The 26,712-nt window shown below is 47.2% G+C and carries 21 protein-coding genes; 9 read left to right on the forward strand and 12 right to left on the reverse strand.

Annotation, left to right across the window (positions count from 1 at the left end; all coding sequences use genetic code 11):
* Nucleotides 1-271: 271 nt before the first annotated feature.
* Together KW844_RS15730 and KW844_RS15735 are read right to left on the reverse strand one after the other, a co-directional pair.
* Nucleotides 272-2,665: a glycoside hydrolase family 31 protein gene (locus tag KW844_RS15730; RefSeq protein WP_218377740.1), complete on the reverse strand. Its 2,394-nt coding sequence runs from the start codon at nucleotides 2,663-2,665 to the stop codon at nucleotides 272-274.
* 331 nt (nucleotides 2,666-2,996) lie between these two features.
* The gene (locus KW844_RS15735) at nucleotides 2,997-4,013 is read right to left on the reverse strand and encodes a hypothetical protein (RefSeq protein WP_218377741.1); all 1,017 of its coding nucleotides are present in this window, start codon (nucleotides 4,011-4,013) and stop codon (nucleotides 2,997-2,999) included.
* A gap of 295 nt (nucleotides 4,014-4,308) precedes the next feature.
* Between KW844_RS15735 and KW844_RS15740 the strand changes: the two genes are divergently transcribed.
* Nucleotides 4,309-7,380 carry a sensor histidine kinase gene (locus KW844_RS15740; protein WP_218377742.1) on the forward strand — a complete coding sequence of 1,024 codons (3,072 nt, stop codon included), beginning with the start codon at nucleotides 4,309-4,311 and terminating at the stop codon, nucleotides 7,378-7,380.
* A gap of 47 nt (nucleotides 7,381-7,427) precedes the next feature.
* Nucleotides 7,428-8,096 (forward strand): response regulator transcription factor, encoded by a 669-nt coding sequence (locus KW844_RS15745; RefSeq protein WP_083550725.1) that lies wholly within the window; start codon nucleotides 7,428-7,430, stop codon nucleotides 8,094-8,096.
* 276 nt (nucleotides 8,097-8,372) lie between these two features.
* Here the strand turns inward: KW844_RS15745 and KW844_RS15750 are convergent, their stop codons facing one another.
* Complete coding sequence (locus KW844_RS15750; protein WP_218377743.1) at nucleotides 8,373-8,522, reverse strand: hypothetical protein; 150 nt, start codon at nucleotides 8,520-8,522, stop codon at nucleotides 8,373-8,375.
* A gap of 228 nt (nucleotides 8,523-8,750) precedes the next feature.
* On the opposite strand from KW844_RS15750, the gene KW844_RS15755 reads away from it, so the two are divergent.
* The 5 genes from KW844_RS15755 (at nucleotide 8,751) to KW844_RS15775 (ending at nucleotide 15,295) form a co-directional block, all read left to right on the forward strand.
* Nucleotides 8,751-10,670 (forward strand): DNA topoisomerase IV subunit B, encoded by a 1,920-nt coding sequence (locus KW844_RS15755; protein WP_218377744.1) that lies wholly within the window; start codon nucleotides 8,751-8,753, stop codon nucleotides 10,668-10,670.
* A 12-nt stretch (nucleotides 10,671-10,682) separates the two neighbouring features.
* Entirely contained in the window at nucleotides 10,683-11,591 is a 909-nt protein-coding gene (locus tag KW844_RS15760) for a DUF1835 domain-containing protein (protein ID WP_218377745.1), read from the forward strand.
* 28 nt (nucleotides 11,592-11,619) lie between these two features.
* On the forward strand, nucleotides 11,620-12,024 hold the full coding sequence (locus tag KW844_RS15765) for a hypothetical protein (protein ID WP_218377746.1): 405 nt from the start codon (nucleotides 11,620-11,622) through the stop codon (nucleotides 12,022-12,024).
* 16 nt (nucleotides 12,025-12,040) lie between these two features.
* Nucleotides 12,041-14,572: a DNA gyrase/topoisomerase IV subunit A gene (locus KW844_RS15770; RefSeq protein WP_218377747.1), complete on the forward strand. Its 2,532-nt coding sequence runs from the start codon at nucleotides 12,041-12,043 to the stop codon at nucleotides 14,570-14,572.
* 189 nt (nucleotides 14,573-14,761) lie between these two features.
* Entirely contained in the window at nucleotides 14,762-15,295 is a 534-nt protein-coding gene (locus KW844_RS15775; protein WP_218377748.1) for a transposase, read from the forward strand.
* 95 nt (nucleotides 15,296-15,390) lie between these two features.
* On the opposite strand, the gene KW844_RS15780 is transcribed toward KW844_RS15775, so the two are convergent.
* From KW844_RS15780 to KW844_RS15820, 9 genes are read right to left on the reverse strand one after another with little or no spacing between them, the layout of a single operon-like run.
* Nucleotides 15,391-16,356 (reverse strand): hypothetical protein, encoded by a 966-nt coding sequence (locus KW844_RS15780; RefSeq protein WP_218377749.1) that lies wholly within the window; start codon nucleotides 16,354-16,356, stop codon nucleotides 15,391-15,393.
* 26 nt (nucleotides 16,357-16,382) lie between these two features.
* Nucleotides 16,383-16,904, reverse strand: a complete 522-nt coding sequence (locus tag KW844_RS15785; protein WP_218377750.1) for an HAD-IIIA family hydrolase — start codon at nucleotides 16,902-16,904, stop codon at nucleotides 16,383-16,385.
* A 12-nt stretch (nucleotides 16,905-16,916) separates the two neighbouring features.
* The gene (locus KW844_RS15790) at nucleotides 16,917-17,621 is read right to left on the reverse strand and encodes a nucleotidyltransferase family protein (protein WP_218377751.1); all 705 of its coding nucleotides are present in this window, start codon (nucleotides 17,619-17,621) and stop codon (nucleotides 16,917-16,919) included.
* A complete protein-coding gene (locus KW844_RS15795; RefSeq protein WP_218377752.1) occupies nucleotides 17,618-18,196 on the reverse strand; it encodes an SIS domain-containing protein in 579 nt (192 codons plus the stop codon). The genes KW844_RS15790 and KW844_RS15795 overlap by 4 nt, the downstream gene beginning before the upstream one ends.
* A 14-nt stretch (nucleotides 18,197-18,210) precedes the next feature.
* Nucleotides 18,211-19,233 (reverse strand): dehydrogenase, encoded by a 1,023-nt coding sequence (locus tag KW844_RS15800; RefSeq protein ID WP_218377753.1) that lies wholly within the window; start codon nucleotides 19,231-19,233, stop codon nucleotides 18,211-18,213.
* Nucleotides 19,234-19,262: 29 nt separating this feature from the next.
* Nucleotides 19,263-20,408, reverse strand: a complete 1,146-nt coding sequence (locus tag KW844_RS15805) for a glycosyltransferase (RefSeq protein ID WP_255578484.1) — start codon at nucleotides 20,406-20,408, stop codon at nucleotides 19,263-19,265.
* A 43-nt stretch (nucleotides 20,409-20,451) separates the two neighbouring features.
* Complete coding sequence (locus tag KW844_RS15810; protein ID WP_218377754.1) at nucleotides 20,452-21,402, reverse strand: glycosyltransferase family 2 protein; 951 nt, start codon at nucleotides 21,400-21,402, stop codon at nucleotides 20,452-20,454.
* Between the two features lie 22 nt (nucleotides 21,403-21,424).
* Nucleotides 21,425-21,910 carry a DUF4199 domain-containing protein gene (locus KW844_RS15815; protein ID WP_218377755.1) on the reverse strand — a complete coding sequence of 162 codons (486 nt, stop codon included), beginning with the start codon at nucleotides 21,908-21,910 and terminating at the stop codon, nucleotides 21,425-21,427.
* A gap of 34 nt (nucleotides 21,911-21,944) precedes the next feature.
* A complete protein-coding gene (locus KW844_RS15820) occupies nucleotides 21,945-23,207 on the reverse strand; it encodes a dihydroorotase family protein (RefSeq protein WP_218377756.1) in 1,263 nt (420 codons plus the stop codon).
* Nucleotides 23,208-23,371: 164 nt separating this feature from the next.
* Between KW844_RS15820 and KW844_RS15825 the strand changes: the two genes are divergently transcribed.
* Nucleotides 23,372-24,319, forward strand: coding sequence for a HEAT repeat domain-containing protein (locus KW844_RS15825; protein WP_218377757.1), 948 nt, complete (start codon nucleotides 23,372-23,374; stop codon nucleotides 24,317-24,319).
* A gap of 58 nt (nucleotides 24,320-24,377) precedes the next feature.
* The gene (locus tag KW844_RS15830; protein WP_218377758.1) at nucleotides 24,378-26,540 is read left to right on the forward strand and encodes a DPP IV N-terminal domain-containing protein; all 2,163 of its coding nucleotides are present in this window, start codon (nucleotides 24,378-24,380) and stop codon (nucleotides 26,538-26,540) included.
* The last annotated feature ends 172 nt before the right edge of the window (nucleotides 26,541-26,712 follow it).

A 26,712-nucleotide genomic window follows, 5' to 3' on the forward strand; every position in this document is an offset into this window, starting at 1 on the left:
ATATTATTAATCAGTACTTATTCATTCCTATTAGTAATAGGCATATACAATTCATCAAATAGAAAAGCCTTCCGACCGGAAGGCTTTTCTATTTGGACTACCCTCAAGGGGTGATGTTTTGTGAAATGAATGAAATGAATAAGTGATGGTCCTGTTCATTTTGTTCATTACTGCTGCATATTTTGTTCTAATGTTTTGTCCTGTTAATTTTGCGCAACTAAAGTTGGCATAGGTTAGGACAAAGCACGTTAGATGTCTATCTGGTGTGCCCTTATTTTATCACTATCTCCTCAAATCCTTTATCAGCAACCAGTTCAATGATATTATCCCCGACGGTGTAGCTACCGGCGTCCAGTGGTTTCCCATCTACCAGCACAGTAGCAGGTGTGAAAGGAATACCATACACTTTCACGCGGAAGCGGCTGTAAGTTGATGTATAGTTGACGTAGTATTGCTTTTTCAGCCAGAACTGTGTATCGTCTGAAGCCTGTTTAAAACGGATCACATTGAACTGGCCGTTTTTATAGCCATAGTGATCACCGGCATCTTCATACAAAACGCTTTTCACCACTGTATTGCCATAGTAGGCTTCCAGGATCATTTCATCCACCTGCTTTTCGTTGGTATACTGCATTTCAGGATAAAATGGAATGACAGCACCTGCTTTTACAAACAGGGGCATCGATTCCAGCGGTGTGGCCACGGTATGGTGCTGGCCGCCTGTCAGTTGTGTTTTATCCCAGTAGCTGTACCATTGTCCTTTAGGGAGATACAAATCTTTCTCCTGCATACCTGCTTCGTTTACAAAACTGATCAGCAGGGAATCGCCGAACATAAATTCGTGGGAGCAGTTGTAAGTATCTGCTTCATGCTGCGCCACAAAGGCCAGTGGCCGTATCATCGGTGTACCGTTTTGCGCATATTGCCAGAACGTGGTGTAGAAATAAGGAAGCAGTTGGTATCGGAGAGATATAAATTTCTTCACGATCGCCTCATATTTCTCTCCAAAACTCCATGGTTCCTGGTCGAACCCGGTTTCATTGCTGGCGCTGTGGGTACGCATGAGCGGATGGAAGGAGGCCAGCTGAATCCAGCGGGTATATAGCTCTCCGTCCGGTTCGCCGATAAAGCCGCCGATATCACTACCGCAGAACGACAGTCCGGATACAGCGAGGCGCTGGCATTGCACGGCCGCCAGCCACAGGTGTTCCCAGCTGGAAACGTTATCGCCCGTCCATACAGACGACCAGCGCTGTGCACCTGCGTACGCGGAGCGGGTAATCACAAATGGCCGGTTAGGCATCTGGTATTTTTTCAATCCCGCTGATGTGGCTTTACTCATCAGGTGACCGTATACGTTATGTGCTTTACGGTGACTCACTTCTTCGCCGTCATAATCATGTCGTACATCTTCAGGGAAGGTCCCCATTTCAAATACCGCGGGTTCGTTCATATCATTCCATACGCCACGCACGCCGGTTTCGGCCAGCACTTTAAAGAGTCCTGCCCACCAGTCGCGTACTTCCGGATTTGTAAAGTCGGGGAATACGCATTTGCCGGGCCATACATCCCCTTCCATCAGCGCGCCATCGGCGCGCTTACAGAAGTAATTATTTTTCAGTCCTTCCTGATAGATGCTGTATTCCGGATCCACTTTGATGCCCGGGTCGATGATCACTACTACTTTAAAACCATCTTTGGCGAGGTCGCTGATCATTTTTACCGGATCAGGGAAGTACTCCTTGTTCCAGGTGAAGCAGCGGAAGCCATCCATATAGTCGATGTCGAGATAGATGACATCGCATGGGATCTGGCGTTTGCGGAATTCCGCTGCGATATCCCGTACTTTCTTTTCGGGGTAGTAGCTCCAGCGGCATTGGTGGTAGCCGAGTGCCCACAGCGGGGGAAGCTCCGGGGTGCCGGTGATGCGGGTGTAGGTTTCTGCAACTTCCATCAGGTCAGGGCCATAAATGAAGTAATAGTTCATTTCACCTCCTCTGGCCCAGAAGCTGCATACATTATCTCTTTCTTTGCCGAAATCAAAAATGGTGCGGAAGGTATTATCGAAAAACAGGCCGTAACCGATACCGTTGTGTAAACCATAATAGAATGGGATATTGCGGTAAAGGGGGTCGGTATCTTTCTGGTAACCATAGGCGTCGGTGCCATAGTTTTCCAGGCGCTTACCGCGCAGGTTAAGGTCGGTAGGTTTATCGCCGAGGCCGTAGAAAACTTCGTTTTCCTGGATCAGCTTACTGCAATAAACGATTTTTCCGCCTTTGAGCAGGTAGTGCTGCCAGTGGAAGCCCATTTCATCCTGATTGATGATTTTGCCTTCCAGATCGGTGATGGTGATGCGGAGGTTATCCCTGGCAATCAGCACCTTTATGTAGTTTGTATAAATTTCGAAGTTGGCATCGAATTCCCGTATGCCGAAAGAGATCGGTGACTCTTCCAGCGTATCGCTGGTGGCGTAGGAGAAATCGCGCTGGAAAGTACCGTCGGAGGCATATCTGAACCGAATGATCTTATCGGAGATAACCCTCACTTCCAGGATGGTTTCGGTAGTATAAAAGTAGAAGATGTTACCTTCTTTTTTCCAGGACCGGACGGCATCCGGGTAATGTTTCGCTGAGTATTTGCTCGAGGAAGTTTCAACTTGCATAATTGCTTTTTCTATGTCAGGCTTATCCCGGCTTTAAGTTACAAAAAAAAGGAGGCCGATGTATATTTTCCCTGCCTGCCTGTAGGTTAGAAAAATACCCTTTCTGGTAGCGGACGGACTGTGTACCTCCGTACTTCGCGCGGTGGGCTGATGCCGGCGAAATAACGTTGAAGATGTTAATCTTTACGTTTACGATCTAAAATATCTGCTTTGCAAAAAAGAGCAAAAAAAGAGATAATATCTTATTAACTTCCATCCAATAAATGTACTTTTTGCTTTAACCTATTCCAGCGGTGCGCCTTTCCAGGAGCACCTTTTTGGTATAAGGCAGTTATTCTCCATTTACTACTGCAATTTCTTTGCCTGCAAGGTACACCCGTTTTCCATTCCGGGCTTTCATGATAGCATTGTAGCCGCCGCCGATTTTACGCCAGGTTTTACCGCCATCGTAGGAAACATGTGTGCCGCTGGTACCGGTGGCAAACAGCGTGGATTTGTTGACCCAGGTAACGGCCGACTGATAACCCGACGGGGGGATAGCCGGTGCGTGCCACGATTTACCACCATCGCTGGTAATAAAGCAGTTGCGGTGCCGCAGGGTGTCATTTTTATAATCGCCTCCAACTATAATGCCGTTTTGCTGATCCAGAAATGCAACGGAAAAAGCACCGGTGCTGTTTTGCCCCTGGATTAACGGTAATGGATAAACGCTATAGTTATTATCCCGGATAACACGGTTGCGGGTACCCTTGTTGAAAAATATTCTGGATACGGTCCCTCCGGTAACAAACAGGGACTGCCCGTTTGGAAGGGCAATCAGGCTGGAGTTGCTGGCAGCAAAAATAGCTTCGCCGGACTGAGCCGCCGGCCTGACCTCCATAGGGTCCAGCTCCCAGGAGGCGCCACCGTTGTGCGTTCTGAGCACCGTGAATTTTTCCTGTCCGTTCTTATCCTTCAATGGATCGCCTATGGCAATACCTTCTTTATCGCTTAAAAATACCAGGCCATCAAAAAAGATATCCCTGTCATTATTAGTATATACGTTTTCCCAGGAGCGGCCACCGTTGGTGGTCATATACAGCAGGGCAGGACTGCCGATGCTCAGGACCACTGCCTTCAGGCTATCAAAGGCGTAGATGGAGCGGAAGTCAGCGCTATCGGCTACCTTGCTCCATTGCCAGGATTTACCGCCGTTGGTGGTGCGCCCTACCATTCCCTGCGTGCCGGATACCCACACAATGTCGTCGGTAACAGCCTGCAGGCCGCGCAGGCTTTTTACGGGCAAACTGGCCGAAAGGGTGCGTATAGGTGCGGGCAGCTGTGCCTTAGCTGCCGGTAACATCCACATAAACAGAAATAAAAACAGGCAGCTACAAATATTATGAGTTGCTGAAATAGGCCACTGTACAGTGTTATAGTTATTCGAATGGTACCTGGTACTTGAAATAGGCATAAGTTATAATATTTATTTCCAATCCGTTAGCGGCAAGAAAATTACAAAATTGCTATAAAGTGTGAAGCAGATTTATATATTTGCATAAAGCCTAAAGCTGCTCACTGTCATTAACACTAAGACCATCGTGCATTTACTGCCTAAAATCAGAATACTCGTCCTGCTGTGCCTGTGTCTATCTGGAGGACTAATGCTCCATGCCCAGGATAAGCCGTATATTTTTGATGGTTATAGTGTAAACGAAGGACTTTCTCAGAGTTCGGTATCCGACATTTGTCAGGATGACCAGGGGTTTATGTGGTTTGCCACCCGCGATGGTATCAATCGCTTCGACGGCTATATTTTCAACGAATACCGGTATAAGCCTAATACCCAGATCAGGCCCGGCGATGGCAAGGGGGAACTGGTACCGCGTACTATTACCGGGAACCGCGCGGTCATTAATCGCTTTGATCTCAGTGGTTATAAAGGCTATACGTTTTATAAAGATAGTCGCAACCGCCTCCTGCTCACGCATAATAATGGGGTGAGTGTGTACGATAAGTATCGCAATCGCTTCCGGGAGGTTTTTCCGGACAGTGTGAAAGCAAATGTGAATACGGCCGAGCGGGATGCCAGTTACAAGTTTAAAATTTTGGGAGAAGATACGGCCAGCCGTACTATCTGGATCTGGCGGCCTATGAAGGGGATCTACGTTGTGGACAGGGACTCTTTCCGAACCAAACGGATGATTGCCTACCCGAGGCAGTTCCAGGAAGCAGGAGTGGTGCCGGGTGTAGCTTATAAAGACGGGGACCTGGTGTGGATGAATCATCAGCCGGGAGAAATGCTCGCGCTGAATATCCGGACTTTGCAATTACAGATCTTCTGCTTGCCGGGCATTGGCAAACACCCTGTTGTCCGCCGGTTGAACCAGGATTCACTGATCATTGTCAGTGCCGGTCACGTGACCATCTTCAATAAAAAAAGGAATAAGTTCAGCGACCTGCCATTTGATGTACGCAATGAACGCAATGAACCTTTTGAACCCAATGCAGTAGAGCTGGATCATGACGGTAACGCCTGGATAGGTGGTTCTGACGGGGTGTTGATTTATAGTATAGCAAGAAATGAAATCATCCGGCACATCGTGAGTTTCAATACTTTCGAAACGCATTCCTTCAATGATGTTACTTTCCTGTACCGGGATGCATCCGACAATATGTGGGTAGGTACGGATGGCGACGGTATAAAAAAATATTCACCGCATAAGAAAGTATTCAACCTTTATCGGTCGCCCTACATTACGCATAACATGGTCATGTCGGTTTACAAGCATGACGACGGGCGGTTGTATGTCGGATTATTAAGAGATGGGCTGAATGTATATGAGGAAGGTGGTCGTTTTTTGGAGCGTTTCTCCAATGAATTGACTCCCGGAAAGTTTCCGGGCAATGATCTGGCAGCGATCTGCCGGGAAGACTACGAGCATATCTGGTTACATTTTACCGGGATGCATATCGGCTTGTTTAATGTCATCAACAAAACCTATACTGACCTCACGGCGCAGGTGCGCAAGTTGGGGTTGCCGGACGACCGGCACCGGTTTCCGTTTTTGTTTAAGCGACCCAACGGGGAGGTCTATTTTAATTATGGCCATTACCTGCTGATGTTTACCAATGAAGGCCTGGGGTATAAGGTGAGCATGGTTCATGACTTTGGGGATGAAACGCTGACCACTTATTACGAAGATATGATGGGTAACCAATATGCGGGTACCAAGTCTTCCATTTTTGTGCGTCATACGGGCAGCAGCCGCTGGAATAAGGTGATTTTTCCGGAAGGCATGATGGTGAAGTCCATCAACAAAAATTCCCATAAACAAGTGTTGGTGGCTGGTACCAAAGGGTTGTTTATATTGAATGAACAGGACCAGATTGTGCAGCACATCAATAGTTATGATCATCCAAAACTGATCAACGATTATCTGTACGGCGTGTTGCTGGATGATAAAGACAAGATCTGGGTGAGTCATAACAAGGGATTGTCGCAGATCAATATGGTCACTAATGAGATCACGAGTTTCAACCATGAAGACGGGCTGCAATCCAATGAGTTCAATACCGGTGCTTTTTATAAATCCGTGGATGGCGAGCTATTCTTTGGCGGTATCCGGGGGGTCAATGGTTTCTACCCAAAAAATTTCAGGAACAACCCTTATTACCCGAAGGTGGTGATACGCAGGATGGAAGTGTTGGATAAGCCTTATGAATCTGATACGGTGGTATCTCTCCTGAAAAAAGTAGAATTACCTTACAACCAGAATACGATAGCACTGGAGTTTGTGCCGCTGGAGTATACCAACCCTACGAAAAACAGGATACAATATAAGCTGGAAGGAGCGGATGAAGATTGGGTAGATGGCGGTACCTTCCGTATGGCCAGGTATACGAATCTGCATCCTGGCAAGTATACCTTTAAGGTGAGAGCTTCCAACAATGATGATATCTGGAATGCGACGCCAACCACGCTGGAGATCCTTATCAGGATTCCGTTCTGGCAGTCGCTTTGGTTCAGGTTCCTGTTGCTGCTGTTGTTACTGGGGATTGCTTATTATTTCTCTACTTTGTACCTGGATTACAAGATACGGCATGAGAAGCTGAAGCTGGAGAAAGAGCAGGCGGTGGATCAGGAGCGTGCGCGTATCAGCAGTGACATGCATGATGATCTGGGATCGGGCTTGTCGACGATCCGGTTACTGAGTGAGATAGCCAAGCGTAAGATCCAGGACCCTACGCAAACCAGGGAGATAGAAAGGATTTCAGAGACGGCGGGGGAGATGGTGGATAAGATGAGTGAGATTATATGGGCGATGAACTCTTCCAATGACAGTTTAGCGAATCTGATTGCATATATGCGTAGTTTTGCGGCAGACTTCCTGGAGCATGCACATATCACACATCAGTTTTATATACCGGACACTATCCCGAATGTGAAGTTAAGCGGGGGAACCAGAAGGAACATTTACCTGGCAGCAAAGGAGTCGCTGCATAATGTAGTAAAACACGCGAAGGCAACCGAAGTCCTCATTGAAATAAAAATGAACAACCGCAACATGACCATCCTGATTAAAGACAATGGAAAAGGGTTTGACCAGGAGAAGGTGCGTTTGTTTGGTAATGGTTTGAAAAACATCCAGAAAAGGATGATTGCAGTGGGTGGTAATGCGGATATCACCTCAGATAACGGAACAATAGTTTTTCTCGATATCCCACTAAATTAACATACATTTGTTAGCAGTAACATCTAAGTGTTATAATTAATAAAGACATGACGGTATACTCAAAAAAGAAGTCCCAGGATAACATGGATATTATCTCTATAGCAATTGTAGAGGACAACCATGATATTCGCACGGCTATGGAATTGCTGATTAATGGTTCTGACGGATATGCCTGTGTTGGCACTTTCAATAATGCAGAAACCGCGGTGGAACAGATCCCTCATTTACTTCCAAATGTGGTGCTGATGGATTTCAATCTGCCGGGAGGTATGAATGGTATTGAATGTATTGCGCGTCTGAAGGCAGAGTATCAGGATATGCAGTTTATGATGCTCACGGTTTATGAGGATGATGACAAAATTTTCAATGCCTTGGAAGCGGGTGCCAGTGGTTACATCCTGAAGAAAACTTCTCCGGGTGAATTGCTGGAGGCGATCCGTGATTTGCATGAAGGCGGTAGTCCGATGAGCTCACAGATTGCCAGGAGAGTGGTAGCATTTTTTCAGAAACAGGCCAAACCGAATCCTGCGCTGGAAGCGTTAACCACCCGTGAAAAAGAAATTCTGGATCAGTTATCAAAGGGTTTCCTGTACAAGGAAATTGCCAGTAACTTATTTATCAGTATAGAAACGGTGCGCCGCCATGTGCACAATATCTATGAGAAATTGCATGTACGCAGCAGAACAGATGCTGTCAACAAATATTATAACCGGTAAGGTATCAAATGCGTTTAGAAAAGAGGCTGTCTCAATCACTTGAACAGCCTCTTTTTATTGTGGTAACCTCAGCTTCTCACCTGTTTGCGAACGAGATGAGCAGTTAAAACGATTGTAGCGATCAACAGACATGCGAGTCTGAACAATAAACCAGTTTTCATAGGAATAGGGATTATCAATGATGTAATCTGCTATTGCCTTGCTGGGAGTCCTGAGCCGAAATATTGTGTTAGCGCCGGATTTGCTATTTAATCTGAAAATATATTATATTGAAAATTAACGCATCATCTGCCAGGAGTCAAATTTCCGGATAAGACGAAGAAATTTGTTGCCAACGTTGTTTTCCTGCTCCCTGCGAATATAGCGCGTAGCGATCACAGCGGCAACAATTAATAGTAAAGAGATGATCAGGCATAGTGTTTTCATAAGGACATAGGTTAGGATTTCAAAAAATAGGTGTCTTTTGTAAATATAGGAAATAAATTAATATAACGCCGATATGCATGTATTTTTTTATTTATCTATCTTATACTTGGGTTGATTCGATGAAACCATTATTTTTGCCCATAATCCGGTTTTGCTAAAAGATTTAGTATGGCAGGTGCCGGGAACTGTTAAAAAACATCATAAGTATATAGGAAACTTTAATATATTATGGCTAATACGGAGAAAACGGATAAAAAGGATCTATTTGCTTCCTATACGGAAGACTCCATCAGGTCGTTGGACTGGCGGGAGCATATCCGGCTCAGGCCAGGGATGTACATTGGTAAGTTAGGCGATGGTTCCAGCGCAGATGATGGTATATATATACTGCTGAAGGAAGTAACGGACAACTGTATTGATGAGCATACCATGGGTTTTGGTAAGCAGGTAGATATTAAGGTAACGGAGCATATGGTAACCGTGCGCGACTATGGCCGCGGCATTCCACTGGGAAAAGTGGTGGATGTGGTGAGTAAGATCAACACTGGTGCTAAATATGATAGCAAAGCCTTTCAGAAATCAGTGGGATTGAACGGTGTTGGTACGAAAGCAGTGAATGCGCTCTCCAGTTATTTCCGTGTACAATCCGTACGTGACGGCAAAATGAAAGTAGCGGAGTTTGAGCGTGGCGTGCTTACCAAAGAATACAAGGAAACTGCTACCAACGAGGAAAACGGCACCCTGGTGACATTTTCCCCGGATGATACTGTATTTAAGAACTTCCGATACATTCCTGAATTCCTGGAAAACCAGATCTGGAACTATTGTTTCCTGAATGCTGGTTTAACCATCAGCTTCAACGGAAAAAAATACCTCTCTAAAAATGGTTTGCTGGATTTGCTGCAACGCAAAACCAACGACGAGGAGTTGCGCTATCCGATCATTCACCTTAAAGGAGAGGATATCGAGGTGGCCATCACCCACGAAAATCAGTACGGGGAAGAGTACTATTCATTTGTGAACGGTCAGCATACCACACAGGGCGGTACCCATCTGGGTGCCTTCCGGGAGGCCTTTGTAAAAACGGTGCGTGATTTTTATAAGAAAGATTACGATGCAACTGATATCAGGGCTTCTATTTGTGCAGCTATCTCTGTTCGTGTGCAGGAGCCGGTATTTGAATCCCAAACGAAAACGAAATTGGGTTCCCTGACCGTTTATGACGGTGGGCCTTCCATGAAGGCATTCGTGCTGGACTTCCTTTCCAAACACCTGGATGATTACCTGCACCGCAACCCGGCTGTAGCTGATGCGATGAAAAAGCGTATCGAGCAAAGTGAGCGTGAGCGGAAGGAACTGGCAGGTGTGAAAAAGCTGGCCAACGAAAGAGCGAAAAAAGCTAACCTGCACAACCGCAAGCTGCGTGATTGCCGCATTCACATGAATGAGGAATATACCGGCAAGGAAAAAGCAGAAAACGAAGCACGTAAACTGGATACTACCATCTTTATCACGGAGGGTGACTCTGCGAGTGGTTCCATTACCAAATCCCGCAATGTGGAAACACAGGCGGTATTTAGCCTGCGTGGTAAGCCCCTGAACAGCTTCGGTCTTACCAAAAAGATCGTATATGAAAATGAGGAGTTTAACCTCCTGCAACATGCACTCAATATTGAAGACGGGCTGGAAGGCTTGCGTTACAATAATATAGTGGTGGCTACCGATGCGGACGTGGACGGTATGCACATCCGCCTGCTCATCCTGACTTTCTTCCTGCAATTTTTCCCGGACCTGGTGAAGAACGGGCACGTATATATCCTGGAAACGCCGCTGTTCCGCGTGCGTAACAAACAGGAAACTATTTACTGCTACAGCGAAGAAGAAAAACAGAAGGCGGTGAAAAAGCTGGGCAACAAACCGGAGATCACCCGATTCAAAGGATTGGGTGAGATTTCACCAGATGAGTTTGGCCGCTTTATCGGAGAAGATATGCGTATCGATCCGATCATCCTGTCGAAAGATATCCATATCCAGAAACTGCTGGAATACTACATGGGTAAGAACACGCAGGCACGCCAGGAATTTATTATCAACAACCTGCGTCATGAAAAAGACGTGATTGAAGAAGCACAAGCGACTGTTAAGTAATAACGCAACTGTATGAGCTTAAAGCATATTGTTTTTGGTGAGCCGGCAGTGGCAGTCCTCACAGAAGCTATCGGAATGGACGAGAAAATGGAAGGAGAGGTGCTTTCCTTTGAAGATGACTTGTCTGTAGGCCCGCTGTTCATACTGGATACCAAGGAAGGTCAGGCCGGCCGCCAGCAATGGTGGCAGCAGATGCAGGGAACAACACCTGCGCCAGCGCCTGCCACTGCGGATATGTTTGAAGAAGCAACCTCCCAGGAACCAGCACCGGAGCCGGAGCTGGAACTCTCAGCAGACGAAACGCGGTTTCTCGCGATGAAAGCCATGCTGAAGGAAGATCCAGAACTGGAAATCTGGATGTGGGCCGGGCAGAATGCAAGAGATGTAGCCGGATACTATTGGCTGGTTAGCAAGTTGTATGACTTTGCCGGCCGTATTCATATCATCTATCTCAACAATCTCCCTTTCCTGAATGAAAAAGGGTCGGTGTTTTATCCTACCCACCTGCACCAGATTCTCCCAAAAGAATTCCTGAAAGCAAAAAAACTGGCCAGGGCTATATCCCTGGCAGAGTATGAGCTGGATGGAGATGAATGGCATCGTATGATGAATGAAAATGCCGGTCTGCGACTGCTGGAAGGTGGTAAAAAACTTAAAGGAGAACCAGCTACATTCTATGATAAGGACCTGCTCCAGCAAACCGGGAAGGAATTTATCAAGGCATGGCGTGTAGCCGGTCAGGTTACCGGAAAACTGAAGTATCCGGTGATGGATCAGTTCTTATCCTGGCGACTGAAAGAGCTTGTAAAAGAAGGGAAACTGGAAAGCAGGGGAGAGCTGAAAACAATCCGTGATTTTGAAGTAAAACAGCCCGGTGGCGAGCCAGCAGCTGCTGAAGCTACGCCTGCACCAGAGGCCTGATAATTAACCGGGAAAAGATACAACGACTATGATCAAGGTAACGCCAATAGCCCTGCAAGGGGAGGATGACAGAGGTAGTAACTATATGTGGGCATGCCAGCGTACGGGCGACTTTATGCTCTGCTATCGCAATGCGGGAAGTAGCAGCGGGCAACATTACCATGAAGGTCATAGTGAGAATAAAAATCCGGAGATCATGTACCTGTTCAGCGGAAAGGCTGAACTGCACTGGTGTCCGATGGAAGGCAATGAAATAGTGGTCACCGAAATTACTGCCCCTGCAAGGGTAGAAGTGCCGGTAATGGTATGGCATCAGCTGATTGCCGTGACCGACTGCTGTTTCATAGAGCTTAACTCGATGGACGATGTACGTAAAGACAGCGTACGTATCTGGAGAGCAGATTTTGAAAAAATGATAAACGAAAAATTGTAAGTGTTTATACATGGACATGGAAAATCAAACATCAGACGAATCTCTGCATAATGTCACGCATGTAGGCGGCATGTATGAGAGCTGGTTCCTGGATTACGCTTCCTATGTAATCCTGGAGCGCGCGGTTCCCAGCATAGAAGATGGGTTAAAGCCCGTTCAGCGCCGTATCCTGCATGCCATGAAAGAAATGGATGACGGCCGCTTTAATAAAGTAGCTAACGTGATCGGACAAACGATGCAGTATCACCCGCACGGTGATGCTTCCATCAGCGATGCCATCGTAAACCTAGGCCAAAAAGACCTGCTGATCGAAACCCAGGGTAACTGGGGAGATGTAAGAACAGGAGATGATGCAGCAGCAGCCAGGTATATTGAGGCTCGCCTCTCTAAATTTGCCCTGGAGGTAGCCTTCAATGCCAAAACAACAAGCTGGCAGCTGAGTTACGACGGCCGCAAAAATGAACCACTGGCACTGCCCATGAAGTTCCCGCTGCTGCTCGCGCAAGGTGCGGAAGGGATCGCTGTAGGTCTCTCTACCAAAATATTACCTCACAACTTCTGTGAACTTATAGATGCCTCCATCAAACTGCTCAAAGGAAAGAAATTCGAACTGTTTCCGGATTTCGCTACCGGCGGTATGGTGGATGTTGCCAACTACAATGATGGTAAACGCGGTGGTAAAGTAAGAGTACGCGCACATATTGAGGAGCGCGACAAAAAAACGCTGGTGATCAAGGACGTGCCTTACGGCATCACTACCACGCAGCTGATGGAATCTATCGTAAAAGCAAACGACAGCGGTAAAATAAAAATCCGTAAGGTAGTGGATAACACCGCCGCCAACGTGGAAATTGAAGTACACCTGGCACCTGGTATCTCCCCGGATATTACCATCGATGCCCTGTATGCATTTACTGACTGCGAAATTTCCATCTCCCCGAATGCCTGTGTGATTGTGGACGATAAACCGCAGTTCATTACGGCATCTGACCTGCTGAAGTCCTCTGTTGATTACAGCAGAGACCTGCTCCGCCAGGAACTGGAAATCAAACTCAGCGAACTCGAGGATAAATGGCATTACACCTCTCTCGAAAAAATCTTCTTTGAGAAAGGAATATATAAGGAACTTGAACAGAAGCATAAAGACTGGGACGCTGTACTGACGGCCATCGACAAAGCTTTTGCTCCGTATAAGAAAAACCTGAAACGTGCCATTGCCCGTGAAGATATCGTGAAGCTAACGGAAAAGCCTGTACGTAGAATTTATCGCCTCGATATCAATGAACTCAATGAACAGATCAAAGGCATTGAAGGAGATATCAAACAGGTGAAACACGACCTGGCTAACCTCACCGATTTCACCATCGCTTACTTCGAAAACCTGCTGAAGAAGTACGGTAAAGGCAGGGAGCGTAATACCGAAATCAAAACCTTCGACACCATCCAGGTGCAGCAGGTGGCGATAGCCAACACCAAACTATATGTAAACCGCGCGGATGGCTTTATCGGTACTTCCCTGAAAAAGGATGAATTTGTGGCTGACTGCTCCGACCTTGATAATATCATTGTTTTCCGTCGAGACGGTAAAATGCTGGTGACGAAAGTAGCCGATAAAACCTTTGTAGGTAAGGACATCATTCACGTGGACGTATTCCGCAAAAATGATGAGCGCACTACCTACAACATGATTTATGTGGAAGGTAAAACCGGCGTGAGCTATGCAAAACGCTTTAACGTTACCGGTGTTACCAGGGATAAAGAATATGAGCTCGCTCATAAAGGTGAGAAAAATTCTAAAGTACATTACTTCAGCGCCAATCCTAACGGGGAAGCGGAAGTAGTGACCATCAAGCTGAGCCCGAACTGCTCCGCCAGAAACAAAGAGTTTGACCTTTTCTTTGAAACCATCGCTATCAAAGGACGTATTTCCATGGGTAACCAGGTGACGAAATATCCTATCCGCAGCGTGAAATTTAAAGAGAAAGGCGTTTCTACCCTGGCAGGACAGAAGATCTGGTTTGATCCCGAAACCGGCCGACTCAACACCGAAGAAAGAGGGGTGTACATCGGTAGTTTTGAAGGAGAAGATAAAATCTTTGCAGCCTTTAAAAACGGTACTTACGAGCTGACCAACTACGACCTCACCAACCGTTACGAATCCAACGATATCGTGTATATCGAGAAATTCAGTCCGGATAAAGTGGTGACCGCGATCTACTTTGACGCAGATAAAAAGCAGTTTAACGTAAAACGTTTCCGCGTAGAAACGCAGACGCTGAACAACAAGTTCCTGTTTATCAAAGAAGGGAATGGCAACTACCTCGAAATGGTGACTACCCATACCCAACCGGTAGTACTGTTGAAAACAGGTAAGAAACGCAGTCCGGAAGAAGAGGAAATCAACCTGGCTGAATTTATTGAAGTAACCGGCTGGAAAGCAGTAGGAACAAGGATTGCAGGCGATGACCTGATAAGTGCGGAACTGTTGTCTGAAGATGAAGATCCTGATCCGGAAGAAGATGCAGGTACACAGGGAGAATTGTTTTAAAGAATTCTAAATAAGCCAAGGTCCGTCAATGACGGACCTTTTTTTGTAGAGCCGCAATGCTTGCGGCTCCGCGCTGAAATTATCTCCACCATGCCTCCTGGCTTGTCAAATATGTATTAGTATTCACCCAACCCTCACGTTTATATCCCCGGTATTATTAAAAATGTTAACCTTCAAAATCGAATTTAGATGAATGAAAATAATGAAAAATTCCAGGGTAAATACCGGGTGCATACCGCCTGTTTAAGAAATTGGAATTACGGAGATGTAGGATCTTATTTCGTTACTATCTGTACCAACAGGCATGAGTGTAATTTGGGGTATATTCTAAATAATGAGTTTATTCCGTTCGAGATGAGCAAAATCGTAGCAGTCGAATGGATAAAGACCTTTGAAATGCGACAAGATATGAACCTGCAATTGGACAAGTTTATTGTTATGCCTAATCACATCCATGCAATTATCCATATCGGCGAAAATAAGTATAATAAGGCATTAGATATCAATAGCAATCTCTATGGTGTTCAATCGAAGAACCTTCCTGCGATTATTCGTGGGTTTAAAGCATCAGTGAAAAAACAGGCTATTGCTAATAAAATCAAATTTGAGTGGCAGCCACGATATCATGAACATATTATTCGCACAGAGAGTGCATATCAGTTGATAGCAGAATACATAGAAAATAATCCTGAAAGGTGGCGGCAGGATAAGTTTTATAGATAAATGATTTTGTATGCGTATAGAGTGCGTTAATATGAAGGAGATGATGAAAGAGATTTTAGCAAAGATTGAAGGGAGGAGCCGCAAGAATTGCGGCTCTACTTTTGTTGTTTTTTAGGTGTCTGTTCTTTTATATAATCCTCCTCACTTTTTGGATTAGTCATACTCTTCTTTTTCACATCCAGCGGCTGTGGTACCGGGGCACCCTTGCCCAGGGGTATGGCATCATTGAAGATTTTTTGGACGTGCAGCCACTTGCCGGCCGTCCATTTGAAACCTTCGTAATCCATGTCAGATACGAGTGTATGCTTTTTCTCCGGTTCATTACTTTCTGAAATGAGGTGATCGAAGATGATCATGTCCGCATCCTTGTTGTAATTGAGGCTGATGGAACTTTCCTTTTTATACTCCAGGATAAAACGGTTGCTGGTGGGCTTTTTCACGCTATCAGCGGTGTAGCTGAAAAAAGGTCCGCCAAATACAGGCTGGCCATTTTTAAAGGAGAGCATTTCCACTATTTTCTTTTGGCTCCGTGGATTATTGGCATCCCAGCCGAAGAGGGTATAGTATTCCTGGTTAAAATAATGGCGTTGTTCGATATTGTAGTAGAGGCAACCGTACCAGTACTTGTTATCAGCGATGGTATCGGTGTTAACCATATAATCGCTGGCATCAAACAGGGGGAAAAGTTTCAGGGAGCCGTCCGGGGTATTCATCTGGATGGCGCCGAAATGGCGGTAGAAGCCATTTTCATGCTCCAGGGCCCAGGTGAAAATGCGGAAGGCACTGTCTTTCGGATATTGAATGGAGACGGTCTGAAGAGAATCAAACCGGAATTTGAATGAGTACTTGTTTTTGAGCGCTTTGACGAGGGTAGGTATGAAGGCATCGCAGGCCTGCTGCCTGCCATCGTCGCCGCGGCCGGCGAAAATATCCTTGCTGAGTTGTTGCAGTGTATCCTGGTATCTGGCCAGATTGGCTTTGGCAGCGGCATCAGGCTGCTGTGCGCGGGCGGTGACGCCAGCGGTTATAAGCAGTATGGATATTACTATTTTTTTTACCATATCTATAATACGGTTGTAAGGTCGAATTATTGTATTGTGGCGGCATAATCCATTAAACTCCCGTAGCGTTCATCTATGAGGGGATGTGGCAGGGAGATTTCCGGATGGGTGCTGGCGATGAATATGGTTTTCATGCCCAAGTTGCGTCCAAATTGCATATCACTCAGTGTGTTACCTACCATTACTGCCTGTTGGAAGTCGATCTCCGGGAAATCGTTTTTTGCCTGGAGGGCCATGCCATTTTGCGGTTTGCGGCAAGGGGAGCTATTGTCCACATCAGGGCAGTAGTAGATTTTATCAATATGGCCGTTGTGGGCGGTGATATCGTGCATCATGTGGGCGTGTATGGCATCCAGGCCTTCGGTGGTGAGGAGGCCACGACCGATGCAGCGCTGGTTGGTAACGATCACGATACGATTGAATGCCGCTTTAAGGATGGGCAGGGCCTGCAGCACACCCTGGCTGAATCGGAACATATCCCAGCTGAGCACATATCCGTCTTTTATTTCGTCGTTGATGACGCCATCACGATCCAGGAATAATGTCATGTAATACTAACGTTAAAGGTTATACGGTAAGTAGTTGGAGGCTGCTTCATAATCCTCCGGAATACCGATGTCAATGAAATAGGTATCGCTTACAAACCCGTAGAGTTGGCCATTGGCGGCCATTGGCTCCAGTACTTCCTTTTCAAAGGAGAATTTTTCCGGGAGATGTAAACCTGCGAGGTACGATGCCGAGGTCAGGTACATCCCACCGTTGATCAGCCCTGATTCCATGTATTGTTTTTCCCGGAATGCGGTAATGCAGCCGGATGCGTTAAGGGTAACGGTGCCGTAGCGGTCGAACTGTTGCATAGGCTTGAGTGCGAGCGACAACCGGCTATCATGGTCCTTATGGAAGTCATTGAATTGGTGGAAGTCCACGTCGAAATAGGTATCACCGTTGACGATGAATACCGCATCGTTTTCTACTTTGCTGAGTGCATACACGATTCCGCCGCCGGTACCCAATGGTTCCGGTTCTACGGTAAAGGATACACGCAGCGGGAGTTGCTGTTGCTCACACCATTCGATTACCTGTTCGGACTTGTATCCGAGGGAAAGGATGGCATGGGTGATACCTTGTTTATGCAGATAGTGGAGCAGGTAGTAGAGGAAAGGCTGTTCTCCGATCGGGGCCATGCATTTAGGCTTATCGGCTACTACGCTGCGCAGGCGGGTGCCAAGGCCGCCTGCCAGTACGATACATTCTGTAGTTGTCATCCCGGGAAAAGGTTGTTTTCTACTATTTCGCAGATGATATGTCCAACGGTGATATGCGCTTCCTGGATGCGTGGTGTATCGGTGGAAGGCATATTGAGCAGGTAGTCGCTGCCGGCAGCCATTTTCCCGCCGGTTTGGCCGGTCATGCTTACCACAATCATTCCCTGTGCTTTGGCCACTTTCATGGCTTCGAGGATGTTGGCGGAATTGCCGGAGGTGGATATGCCGATGAGCACATCGCCGGGGCGGCCTATGCCGCGCAGGATGCGGGCATATACCTGTTCATAGCCATAGTCGTTGCCTACGGCGGTCATATAGGAGCTGTTGCAGTGGAGAGCCTCGGCATACAGCGGTGTACGGTCTTTATAGAAGCGGCCGGAAAACTCGGCAGCCAGGTGTTGCGCATCGGCGGCGCTGCCACCGTTGCCACAGAAGAGAATTTTGTGATCTGCTTTCAGGCTGTTGGTGATGGCTTCGGCTACTTCGCTGATATGGTGGAGTAGGGTTTCGTCCCGGAGGATGGCTTCCTTTACGGCAATACTTGCCTGCAGTCTGTTCGCTATTGCTTGCTTCATCAGATAAAGTTAAGTTAGATACTCCAGGTTTGGACCCCGTTGTTGGTAAAATGATAGCGTTTTACATCGCCGCCGAATTTGCCCAGTGCGTCTACAACGGCGAAACGGGTGTTTTTAGGGCAGTAGAAGATCATGAATCCGCCACCACCTGCACCGGAGATTTTTCCTCCGCTGGCGCCGGCTTTGCGGGCAGCTTCATAGATCTCATCCAGCTGGGAGTTGGAGATGCCCTTGGCCATTTTCTTTTTTTGTTCGAAGCCATAGTCGAGGATTTCACCGATTTTATCGATGGTACCGCGCAGCAGGGCTTCTTTCATCATCACCGCCTGTTCTTTGAGGTGGTGCATGGCTGCGATGGAGTCATCATTTTTATCCGTTACATTCTTTTGTTGTTCGGAGATGATGCTGGACGACAAGCGGCTGGTAGAGGTGTAAAACAATACCAGGTTGTTTTCCAGTTCATGAAGGTACACGTCTTTGATGCGGAGTGGGTTTACGATCACTTTATCGCCGGCGTAGAATTCCATGAAGTTAACGCCGCCAAAGGTAGCCGCGTACTGATCCTGTTTTCCTCCTGCCTGTTGCAGGTCTTCTCTTTCGATAGAGTAGGCGAGGTGAGCCAGGTCATATTCACCCAGCGGCAGTTTCAGCCATTCCGCGAAGGCGCCCACTACGCCTACCACGAGGGTAGAGGAGGTGCCGAGGCCGGAGCCCGGAGGGGCGTCCACATAGGTGGTGAGGCGAAATCCGGAAGGGAAGGCGCCATAGTCTTTATAAATACGGTTTACAACGCCTTTGAGGATATCCAGTTTACCATCTAACGGTAACGGGTATATGGCATCGTAGGAGAGGCATTCTCTTCTGTCGGCCGATTCAAAAATGACTTTATTTTCTGTCAGTGGCTCAATGGAGGCACGGGCATATAAAGAGATGGTGGCATTGAGGATAGCGCCGCCGTATAAGTCGGAATAAGGACTTACATCGGTGCCGCCACCGGCAAGGCCTATACGTAGAGGAGCTTTACTTCTGTAAATCACGCCTTTGTGCTGGTTTAGATGTTTGTTGTTTAGGAAATGTTATCCGCTAATTTATGAATTTCTGCGGCGAGGCGGTGCCAGGAGTACTTTAATTTTTCCTGTTGGAGTGCGGCCACCATGTCGGCTTCGCGGTTTTCCGTGAAATATTTTTCTATGGCAGCAGCGATGCTGGCAGGGTCGGGCTCTGCCTGGAAGCCTACTATGCCGTCGGGTACCATTTCTGTGAGTCCGCCCACGTTGGTAACCACCATTGGTTTATCAAAGTGGTAGGCAATCTGTGAGATACCGCTCTGGGTGGCGCTTTTATAAGGCTGTACTACCAGGTCGGCGGCGCAGAAATAATTCTTCACAGCGTCGTTGGGGATGAAGTCCGTGTGCATCAGTACGCGGTCGCCAAGGTTCAGTTCCTGGAGGAGTTGCTGATAAGGTGTGGCATCTTCATAAAATTCACCGGCCACGATGGCGTGTACATCCATTTGTTTCATGCGTTCATCTGCCATGGCCTGCAGCAGGAGGTCGAGGCCTTTATAGGCGCGGATAAAGCCGAAGAAGAGGATATATTTTTTGCCAGGCTGCAATCCCAGGTTGGCTCTGGCGGCTTCTTTGGAGATGTGTTCTCCGTAGTTGTCGTAGATCGGGTGTGGGATGAGTGAGGCGGGTTTGTTAGGTTCAAATACGCGGAGGTCGTTGAGTACGGATTGACTCATGGCGATAAACGCATCCACGGGTTTGAGGAAGTATTTGGTGAAAGGTACATCTCCGGGTCTTTTTTCGTGGGGCACCACGTTATCCAGGACGGAGATGACTTTGGTATTTTTATTTTTTCCCAGTCGCAGCAGGCTACCGAAGGCAGGCCCCATGATAGGTAGCCAGAATTTGATGATGATCAGATCCGGCTTCATTTTGCGAATGGTACGGCCAATTTTGATCCAGTTCAGCGGGTTTACGGAGTTCACGAGTCTTTTGATACGCAGGTGCGCGGGGGCTGGATCGGTGGAGTACTGGCTTTTACCGGGGAAGAGAAATTCCGGGTATTGTACGGTAAAGGTGAAGATTTCCACGTCATGGTTTTCGTGTTGAAGTTCTTCAGCCAGTCTTTCATTATAAGCAGCCAGCCCACCCCGGAAGGGGTAGGCTGTGCCGATGATCAATATTTTCTTTTGTTGAGCCATCATAATTAGTTGTCGCTGTATCCCGCGGGGCGGGGCAGTGGCATTATTAAGCGTTGTCCATTCTTTCTTCCACCAGGTAGGAGTTCCTTTCAGTGGCGTTTCTGGTAACCAGTTCGCCGATGAATCCGGTGAGGAAGAGTTGGGAGCCTATGATCATTGCCAGCAGTGCCAGGAAGAAGATAGGTCTGTCAGTCATATTATATTTATCGTAGAAGATTTTGGCCAGGCTCAGATATCCTGCGATCACGAAACCGAGGAGGAAGAAGACCGTACCCAGGGCACCGAAGAAGTGCATAGGGCGTTTGCCGAATTTTCCGATAAACATGATGGTGGCAAGGTCGAGGAAGCCGTTGATAAAGCGTTCCAGGCCGAACTTGCTGGTACCGTATTTACGGGCGCGGTGTTCCACTACTTTTTCGCCGATGTTACGGAATCCGTTCCATTTAGCGATTACGGGGATGTAGCGGTGCATTTCGCCGTATACTTCTATGGATTTCACCACTTTCCTGCGGTATGATTTGAGGCCGCAGTTCATGTCGTGCAGCTTCACGCCGCTCATGCGGGTGGTGGTGTAGTTATATAGTTTGGAAGGCAGGTTTTTGGTAAACGCGTTATCATAGCGCTTTTTCTTCCATCCGCTAACGAGGTCATAGCCATCGTTGACGATCATGCTGTAGAGTTCCGGGATTTCGTCCGGACTGTCTTGCAGGTCGGCGTCCATGGTGATGACTACATCGCCTTTGGCGGCGGCGAAGCCTTCATTGAGGGCGGCGGATTTACCGTAGTTCCTTTGGAATTTGATGCCTTTGATGCTTGGGTTTTCGGCGCCGAGTTGTTGGATAACCTGCCAGGAGCTGTCGGTGCTGCCATCATCGATCATCCACACTTCATAGGTGAAGTTGTTGTCACGCATGACGCGGTCGATCCAGGCGGCCAGCTCTGGTAGTGATTCTTCTTCGTTTTTTAAAGGAACGATTACGGATATGTTTAAACTCATCTATTGTTGTCTCCTTAAGTAACTATTTTTTTGCTTTCGGTGATACGGCGGCACCGATCAGGGAAGCGATCAAACCGAAGACCAGGCTACCCACCAGGATTCCTCCAATGAGAAATGCGTAAAACATTCTGTTTGTAAGCTCAAGGGCTGATTCGATCTGGTCAGGTGTGACTTTACCACCTTCTTCCATCTGTTTGCGTGCTGCTTCCAATGACATTTCTTTAATATCCGGGAAGATGAGCAGCATTATCACTGACAGTACTATACCGATGACTGTTGCTACTGCGGTTGTTTTGAAGCCATTGGCAAAGATAGTACCGAAAGTAGAACCAGGATTTTTCTTGGCGAAGTCCAGGCAGGAAAGTATCACTATAACTACCAGTATTGCGGTACTGAGATAGGAAGGCCATTTCTCTGTATTTAATTTCGCAAAATAGAGTCCCAGCGAGATTACAAATTGAATAATAGCGGCGGTGAGGCCGTATCCAATATGGTTTTTGTTTGACATAGCAACAAATTTATGAGATGTAGGAATAAAAGACTTAGTGTTTAGCTACTTGCCCGTTGTTCACAACTGCTACAGGTTTTCCTTTCAGGGCAGCACCAATATACGCCGAATTTTTGGACTTGGAGGCAATATCAGCTTCTGTAAAGGTCCAATGTTCATCCGGGTTGAAAACGGTCAGTTCTGCTGCTGCGCCCACTTCAATAACCGGCTGTTTGATACCGAATACCTTACGCGGGTTGTCGCTGAGCATGGCCAGCAACTGTTCCAGTGGTACTTCCGGCAGGTATTTGCGGAGCACCCCGAAGGTACTTTCCAGGCCTATCATTCCATTTTTTGCATATTCAAATTCGAGAATTTTGGCATCCCAGTCCTGTGGCAGGTGGTGGGTGGCAAAACAGTCGATAATACCGTCTTTAACAGCCTGCTGCAGGGCTTTCACATCGTCGGCGCTGCGCAGGGGAGGGTTCACTTTCAGGCTGGTGTCGTAATTGATCAGTGCAGCATCGGTGAGGGAGAGGTGGTAAGGCGTAACGGAGCAGGTTACTTTGATTCCCTGGGCTTTGGCAGCCGTGATAAGCTCCACTGACTTGCGGGTGGTAATCCCGGTGATGTGGAGGCGGGAATCGGTGTATTTGGCCAGCTCTATGTCGCGCTGGATAATCAGTTCCTCTGCCAGGGCGGGTTTGCCGGGCATACCCAGTTGGGTACTGTATATTCCTTCATTCATGAGGCCGTGTGCGGAGATGCTCTGATCGTCCGGCAGCTGGATGAAGGTACCGTCAAAGGCTTTGATGTACTGGAGGGCTTTGAGCAGGAGTCCGGGCGACTGCACCGGTTTCCAGCCATCGGAGAAGGCTACGGCGCCTGCCTGGCGCATTTCGTACATTTCTGCGAGGCCGGTGCCTTCCAGGTTTTTGGTAGCGGCACCGATAGGTAAGACATTTACCACATGCTGGCGGGACCTGCTGAGCACATATTCGATTTGCGCTTTGGTATGCAGGGCAGGCTGGGTGTTAGGTACTACCATTACGCTGGTATAACCACCTTTGGCGGCCGCCTGGATACCAGAGCTGAGGTCTTCCTTATATTCCTGACCCGGGTCGCAGAAATGAGAGAAAATATCCATCCAGCCGGTGGAAACATGAAGGTTTTCGCCGGAAATAACAGTGGCATGCTCGTCTTCCAGGTGATCTGCGATCTGCTGGATAACCCCGTTATGGATGGAAATGTCTTTTTGCTGCCCGTTGAAAGGAGAGGAAGGCGCTGAAATCTTTACGTTCTTGAGTAATATGTGCATCTGTACGTTCTGTTCTTATATATCGAAACCGATCCAAAAATACAGCCGCAAATGTAATATAAAACTGTTAATCGGCGCGCGTATTAACTAACATTTAAGCTGGTACATCCATGTTGGTATGGTTCTTGGAAATGCAGGGGTAGCAGATCAAAAAACCACTAGCAATGGATTACATAAATAACCTAATCAACCGGATATGCGACCGCTCAGATCAGCTTCATGATACGCAAACGATCAGCTGGCAGGCCCTCCGCGAAGCGGAGCAACTGGCCAACCACGCCTATATTCCCAGCCTGTATCAATACATTGATCAGGAAACAGATAAGGAGAAAAGAAGGGCTGCTATCTTTATTATTGCGCAACTGTCCCGCAATACAAATGATCCGGAGGTAATCCGCTTCCTGATCGACCGGCTGAAGTTTGAACAGGATGCAGATATGATCACCGGTATCCAGCAGGACCTGGAAAGAGGCTTGCCTATTCCGTCTTACATCAATGTACAGCCGCTGCTTAATAATACCCTCTCCGCCAATCCGAATATCAGGCGTTCCGCGCTGCTGGCCTTAAAAGGCACTAAAAATCCTGCGGTGGAAGAGTGGGTATTGCAGGTATTGCAACGGACTGTAAACGAATATGATATATATTATATAACTATTCTTCTCGGTAGAATTGCCACGCGTAAAAGTCTTACCGCGCTGAAGCGGTTGCTGGATCACTCCCGCCAGGATGTACGCAGTATTGCCTTTGCCACCATCGCAGATATTGAAAGAGAGAAGGAGGTGATGTTTTATGCACGTTGCCTCATGCGCGGGCAGTTGAAATTTGAGGCCATGGAGGCTATCTATAAATATGCAGATGAAAATGCTGTCCAGGCTGTAATTAACCGTATTACCGAGTTATTATCCAGAAAAAGAACCCAGGTTCCCCATCTCAACCTCGATAGTTTTAAAAACGGCTTCACTGACCTGATGCTGGGTATGGAATTTCTATGGAAATTCAGGGCTGCCAAAGCCGAAGTCAAGAAAACCTTCTCCTGGATTGCTGAAAAGAAAGCGGAATATCTGCTGCCCGAAGAGCGGGAGTGGATGCAGCGCAACCTGGCGATCAGCTGATAATTTGCGGTTTACATACCTGATTTGGTTACATTCGCATCCTAAAAAAGTTATAAGGATGAAAAAATCGTTCCTTGTGCTTTTGACTGGATGTGTGATGAGCACCATGCAGCATGCCTATGCACAGCAACGCCTCTACACCATGTCGGAAGCCACCAACGGACTACGGATGGAACTCGCTCCTGAGCGCGTAAAAATGTTTGAATGGATTCCCGGAGAAGACGCCTACACCAGCGCAGCAGCCGTAAATGGTTCGATGGCATGGGTGAAATATAGTCTGCCGCAACTCAAGGCAGATACCTTGCTGACCACTTCCTCCCTAAACGCACAACTTTTTGCCGGCAAACCATTACGAGGCCTTCCCATGATGCATTGGATCAATAGCAGCAGCGCATGGTTTTCTGTTGGCAATCAACTGTATACCGTAACGCTTGACAATGGTAAATGGATGGCGGCCAGCTGGTGCGAACTACCAGCGGGGGCGGAAAATATTACCGTGAACAACAAAAGCCGCCAGGTTGCCTGGACGGTAGAAAACAACCTTTTCCTGCGCACTGCCGATGGTAAAACGCTGGCAGTAACCAACGATGCGGACGTCAATATCGTAAACGGTAAGAGCGTTCACCGCGATGAGTTTGGGATCAACGGGGGCATTTTCTTCTCCCCGGATGGAAACCAACTCGCGTTTTATCGTATGGATCAACGGATGGTGAATGATTATCCGATCATCGACTGGTCGGTAGTACCAGCCAAATCCAATCTTATCAAATACCCGATGGCGGGAGGTAAATCCCATGAGGTGACCCTGGGGGTATACCAGCCATCTACCCAAAAAACAGTATTTCTGAAAACAGGCCTGCCGGCAGATCATTACCTGACCTGCGTTACCTGGGCGCCTGATCAGCAATCCGTATATATCGCCATTTTAAACAGGGAGCAAAATCACCTGTGGCTTAATCAATATAGCGCTACCACGGGCGACCTGGTGAAAACGCTGTTTGAAGAAACTGACAGTAAATATGTTCATCCTGAGCACGCACTCTCATTTGTGCCTGGCAAAAATGATCAGTTTATCTGGTACTCGGACCGCGATGGTTACCGGCATTTGTATCTCTATAATACCAATGGTCAACTGGTAAAACAACTCACCAAAGGCAACTGGGTGGTAAACGATATTATCGGTTACAATACCAACGCTGGTGAAGTGATATTTACCGCTGCCAAAGAAAGTCCGATGGAAAAACATGTTTATGCGGTAAGCATGAAAAATGCGGCACTTCGGCGGTTGGACAATGGAGCAGGCTGGCACGAAACCCAGTTGAGCAGCAACGGTAATTTCATCCTGGATACTTATAGTTCCGCTAATGTGCCTGCGGTAGCACAGGTGCTTGGCGTGAAATCAAAATTCCAGCAAACGCTGGTGCAGGGCGCCGATCCGCTGAAAGCCTTCAAGCGTCCTGCCATCAGGAATGTAACGTTGAAAGCAGATGACGGCACGCCGCTGTATGGTAAGCTGATCCTGCCTGTGGACTTCGATTCCACCCGTAAATATCCGACTATTGTATACCTGTACAATGGTCCTAATGTGCAGCTGATTAAGAATACTTATCCTGCCAGCGGCAACCTGTGGTATGAGTATATGGCCCAACATGGCTACGTAGTATTTACCATGGATGGCCGTGGTAGCCTGAACAGGGGAATGGCTTTTGAGCAGGCAACTTTCCGCCAGCTGGGTACTGTGGAAATGAATGATCAGCTCCAGGGCGTGGCTTACCTGAAATCACTGCCTTATGTGAATGCTGATAAAATGGGCGTACATGGCTGGAGCTTTGGTGGTTTTATGACTACCTCGCTGATGCTGCGTCATCCGGAGGTGTTTAAGGCTGCTGTGGCCGGTGGTCCGGTGATTGACTGGAGTATGTATGAAGTAATGTATACGGAGAGATATATGGACACGCCGCAGGAAAATCCACAGGGATATGCGGATAACAACCTGCTCACTAAAACCAAAAATCTGAAGGGCCACCTGATGCTGATTCATGGTACCAATGATGATGTGGTGGTATGGCAGCATTCCATTAATTTCCTGAGAGCTTGTGTGGATACACAAACGCAGGTGGACTACTTCGTATATCCGGGACATTTACATAATGTGCTGGGGAAAGACAGGGTGCATCTGATGCAGAAGATTACGGATTATTTTGATCTATATTTAAAATAGGTTGTCGGGGAAATCACCAACATAAAAAAAGAGGAGCGATGTGCTTAGTCATGGTCGGAAGAAATTTCTTCCGACCATTTTCTTTTATATATTTTCTTTTGATTTTTTAACAAGATACTGACAACCATTTATTTATGATTACATATCACTATTTTAGTGATTGATGTATCAT

The organism is Chitinophaga sp. sic0106 (assembly GCF_019219075.1).
GTDB lineage: Bacteria > Bacteroidota > Bacteroidia > Chitinophagales > Chitinophagaceae > Chitinophaga.

Bases quoted from the DNA above. Each gene is read 5' to 3' on its own strand.
- KW844_RS15750 (WP_218377743.1), bottom strand. From the start codon at position 8,522: ATGAAAACACTATGCCTGATCATCTCTTTACTATTAATTGTTGCCGCT.
- KW844_RS15775 (WP_218377748.1), top strand. From the start codon at position 14,762: ATGAATGAAAATAATGAAAAATTCCAGGGTAAATACCGGGTGCATACC.
- KW844_RS15740 (WP_218377742.1), top strand. From the start codon at position 4,309: ATGCTCCATGCCCAGGATAAGCCGTATATTTTTGATGGTTATAGTGTA.
- KW844_RS15790 (WP_218377751.1), bottom strand. From the start codon at position 17,621: ATGACAACTACAGAATGTATCGTACTGGCAGGCGGCCTTGGCACCCGC.
- KW844_RS15785 (WP_218377750.1), bottom strand. From the start codon at position 16,904: ATGACATTATTCCTGGATCGTGATGGCGTCATCAACGACGAAATAAAA.
- KW844_RS15755 (WP_218377744.1), top strand. From the start codon at position 8,751: ATGGCTAATACGGAGAAAACGGATAAAAAGGATCTATTTGCTTCCTAT.
- KW844_RS15730 (WP_218377740.1), bottom strand. From the start codon at position 2,665: ATGCAAGTTGAAACTTCCTCGAGCAAATACTCAGCGAAACATTACCCG.
- KW844_RS15810 (WP_218377754.1), bottom strand. From the start codon at position 21,402: ATGAGTTTAAACATATCCGTAATCGTTCCTTTAAAAAACGAAGAAGAA.
- KW844_RS15820 (WP_218377756.1), bottom strand. From the start codon at position 23,207: ATGCACATATTACTCAAGAACGTAAAGATTTCAGCGCCTTCCTCTCCT.
- KW844_RS15770 (WP_218377747.1), top strand. From the start codon at position 12,041: ATGGAAAATCAAACATCAGACGAATCTCTGCATAATGTCACGCATGTA.
- KW844_RS15760 (WP_218377745.1), top strand. From the start codon at position 10,683: ATGAGCTTAAAGCATATTGTTTTTGGTGAGCCGGCAGTGGCAGTCCTC.
- KW844_RS15795 (WP_218377752.1), bottom strand. From the start codon at position 18,196: ATGAAGCAAGCAATAGCGAACAGACTGCAGGCAAGTATTGCCGTAAAG.
- KW844_RS15805 (WP_255578484.1), bottom strand. From the start codon at position 20,408: ATGATGGCTCAACAAAAGAAAATATTGATCATCGGCACAGCCTACCCC.
- KW844_RS15815 (WP_218377755.1), bottom strand. From the start codon at position 21,910: ATGTCAAACAAAAACCATATTGGATACGGCCTCACCGCCGCTATTATT.
- KW844_RS15765 (WP_218377746.1), top strand. From the start codon at position 11,620: ATGATCAAGGTAACGCCAATAGCCCTGCAAGGGGAGGATGACAGAGGT.
- KW844_RS15830 (WP_218377758.1), top strand. From the start codon at position 24,378: ATGAAAAAATCGTTCCTTGTGCTTTTGACTGGATGTGTGATGAGCACC.
- KW844_RS15780 (WP_218377749.1), bottom strand. From the start codon at position 16,356: ATGGTAAAAAAAATAGTAATATCCATACTGCTTATAACCGCTGGCGTC.
- KW844_RS15745 (WP_083550725.1), top strand. From the start codon at position 7,428: ATGACGGTATACTCAAAAAAGAAGTCCCAGGATAACATGGATATTATC.
- KW844_RS15825 (WP_218377757.1), top strand. From the start codon at position 23,372: ATGGATTACATAAATAACCTAATCAACCGGATATGCGACCGCTCAGAT.
- KW844_RS15735 (WP_218377741.1), bottom strand. From the start codon at position 4,013: ATGTGGATGTTACCGGCAGCTAAGGCACAGCTGCCCGCACCTATACGC.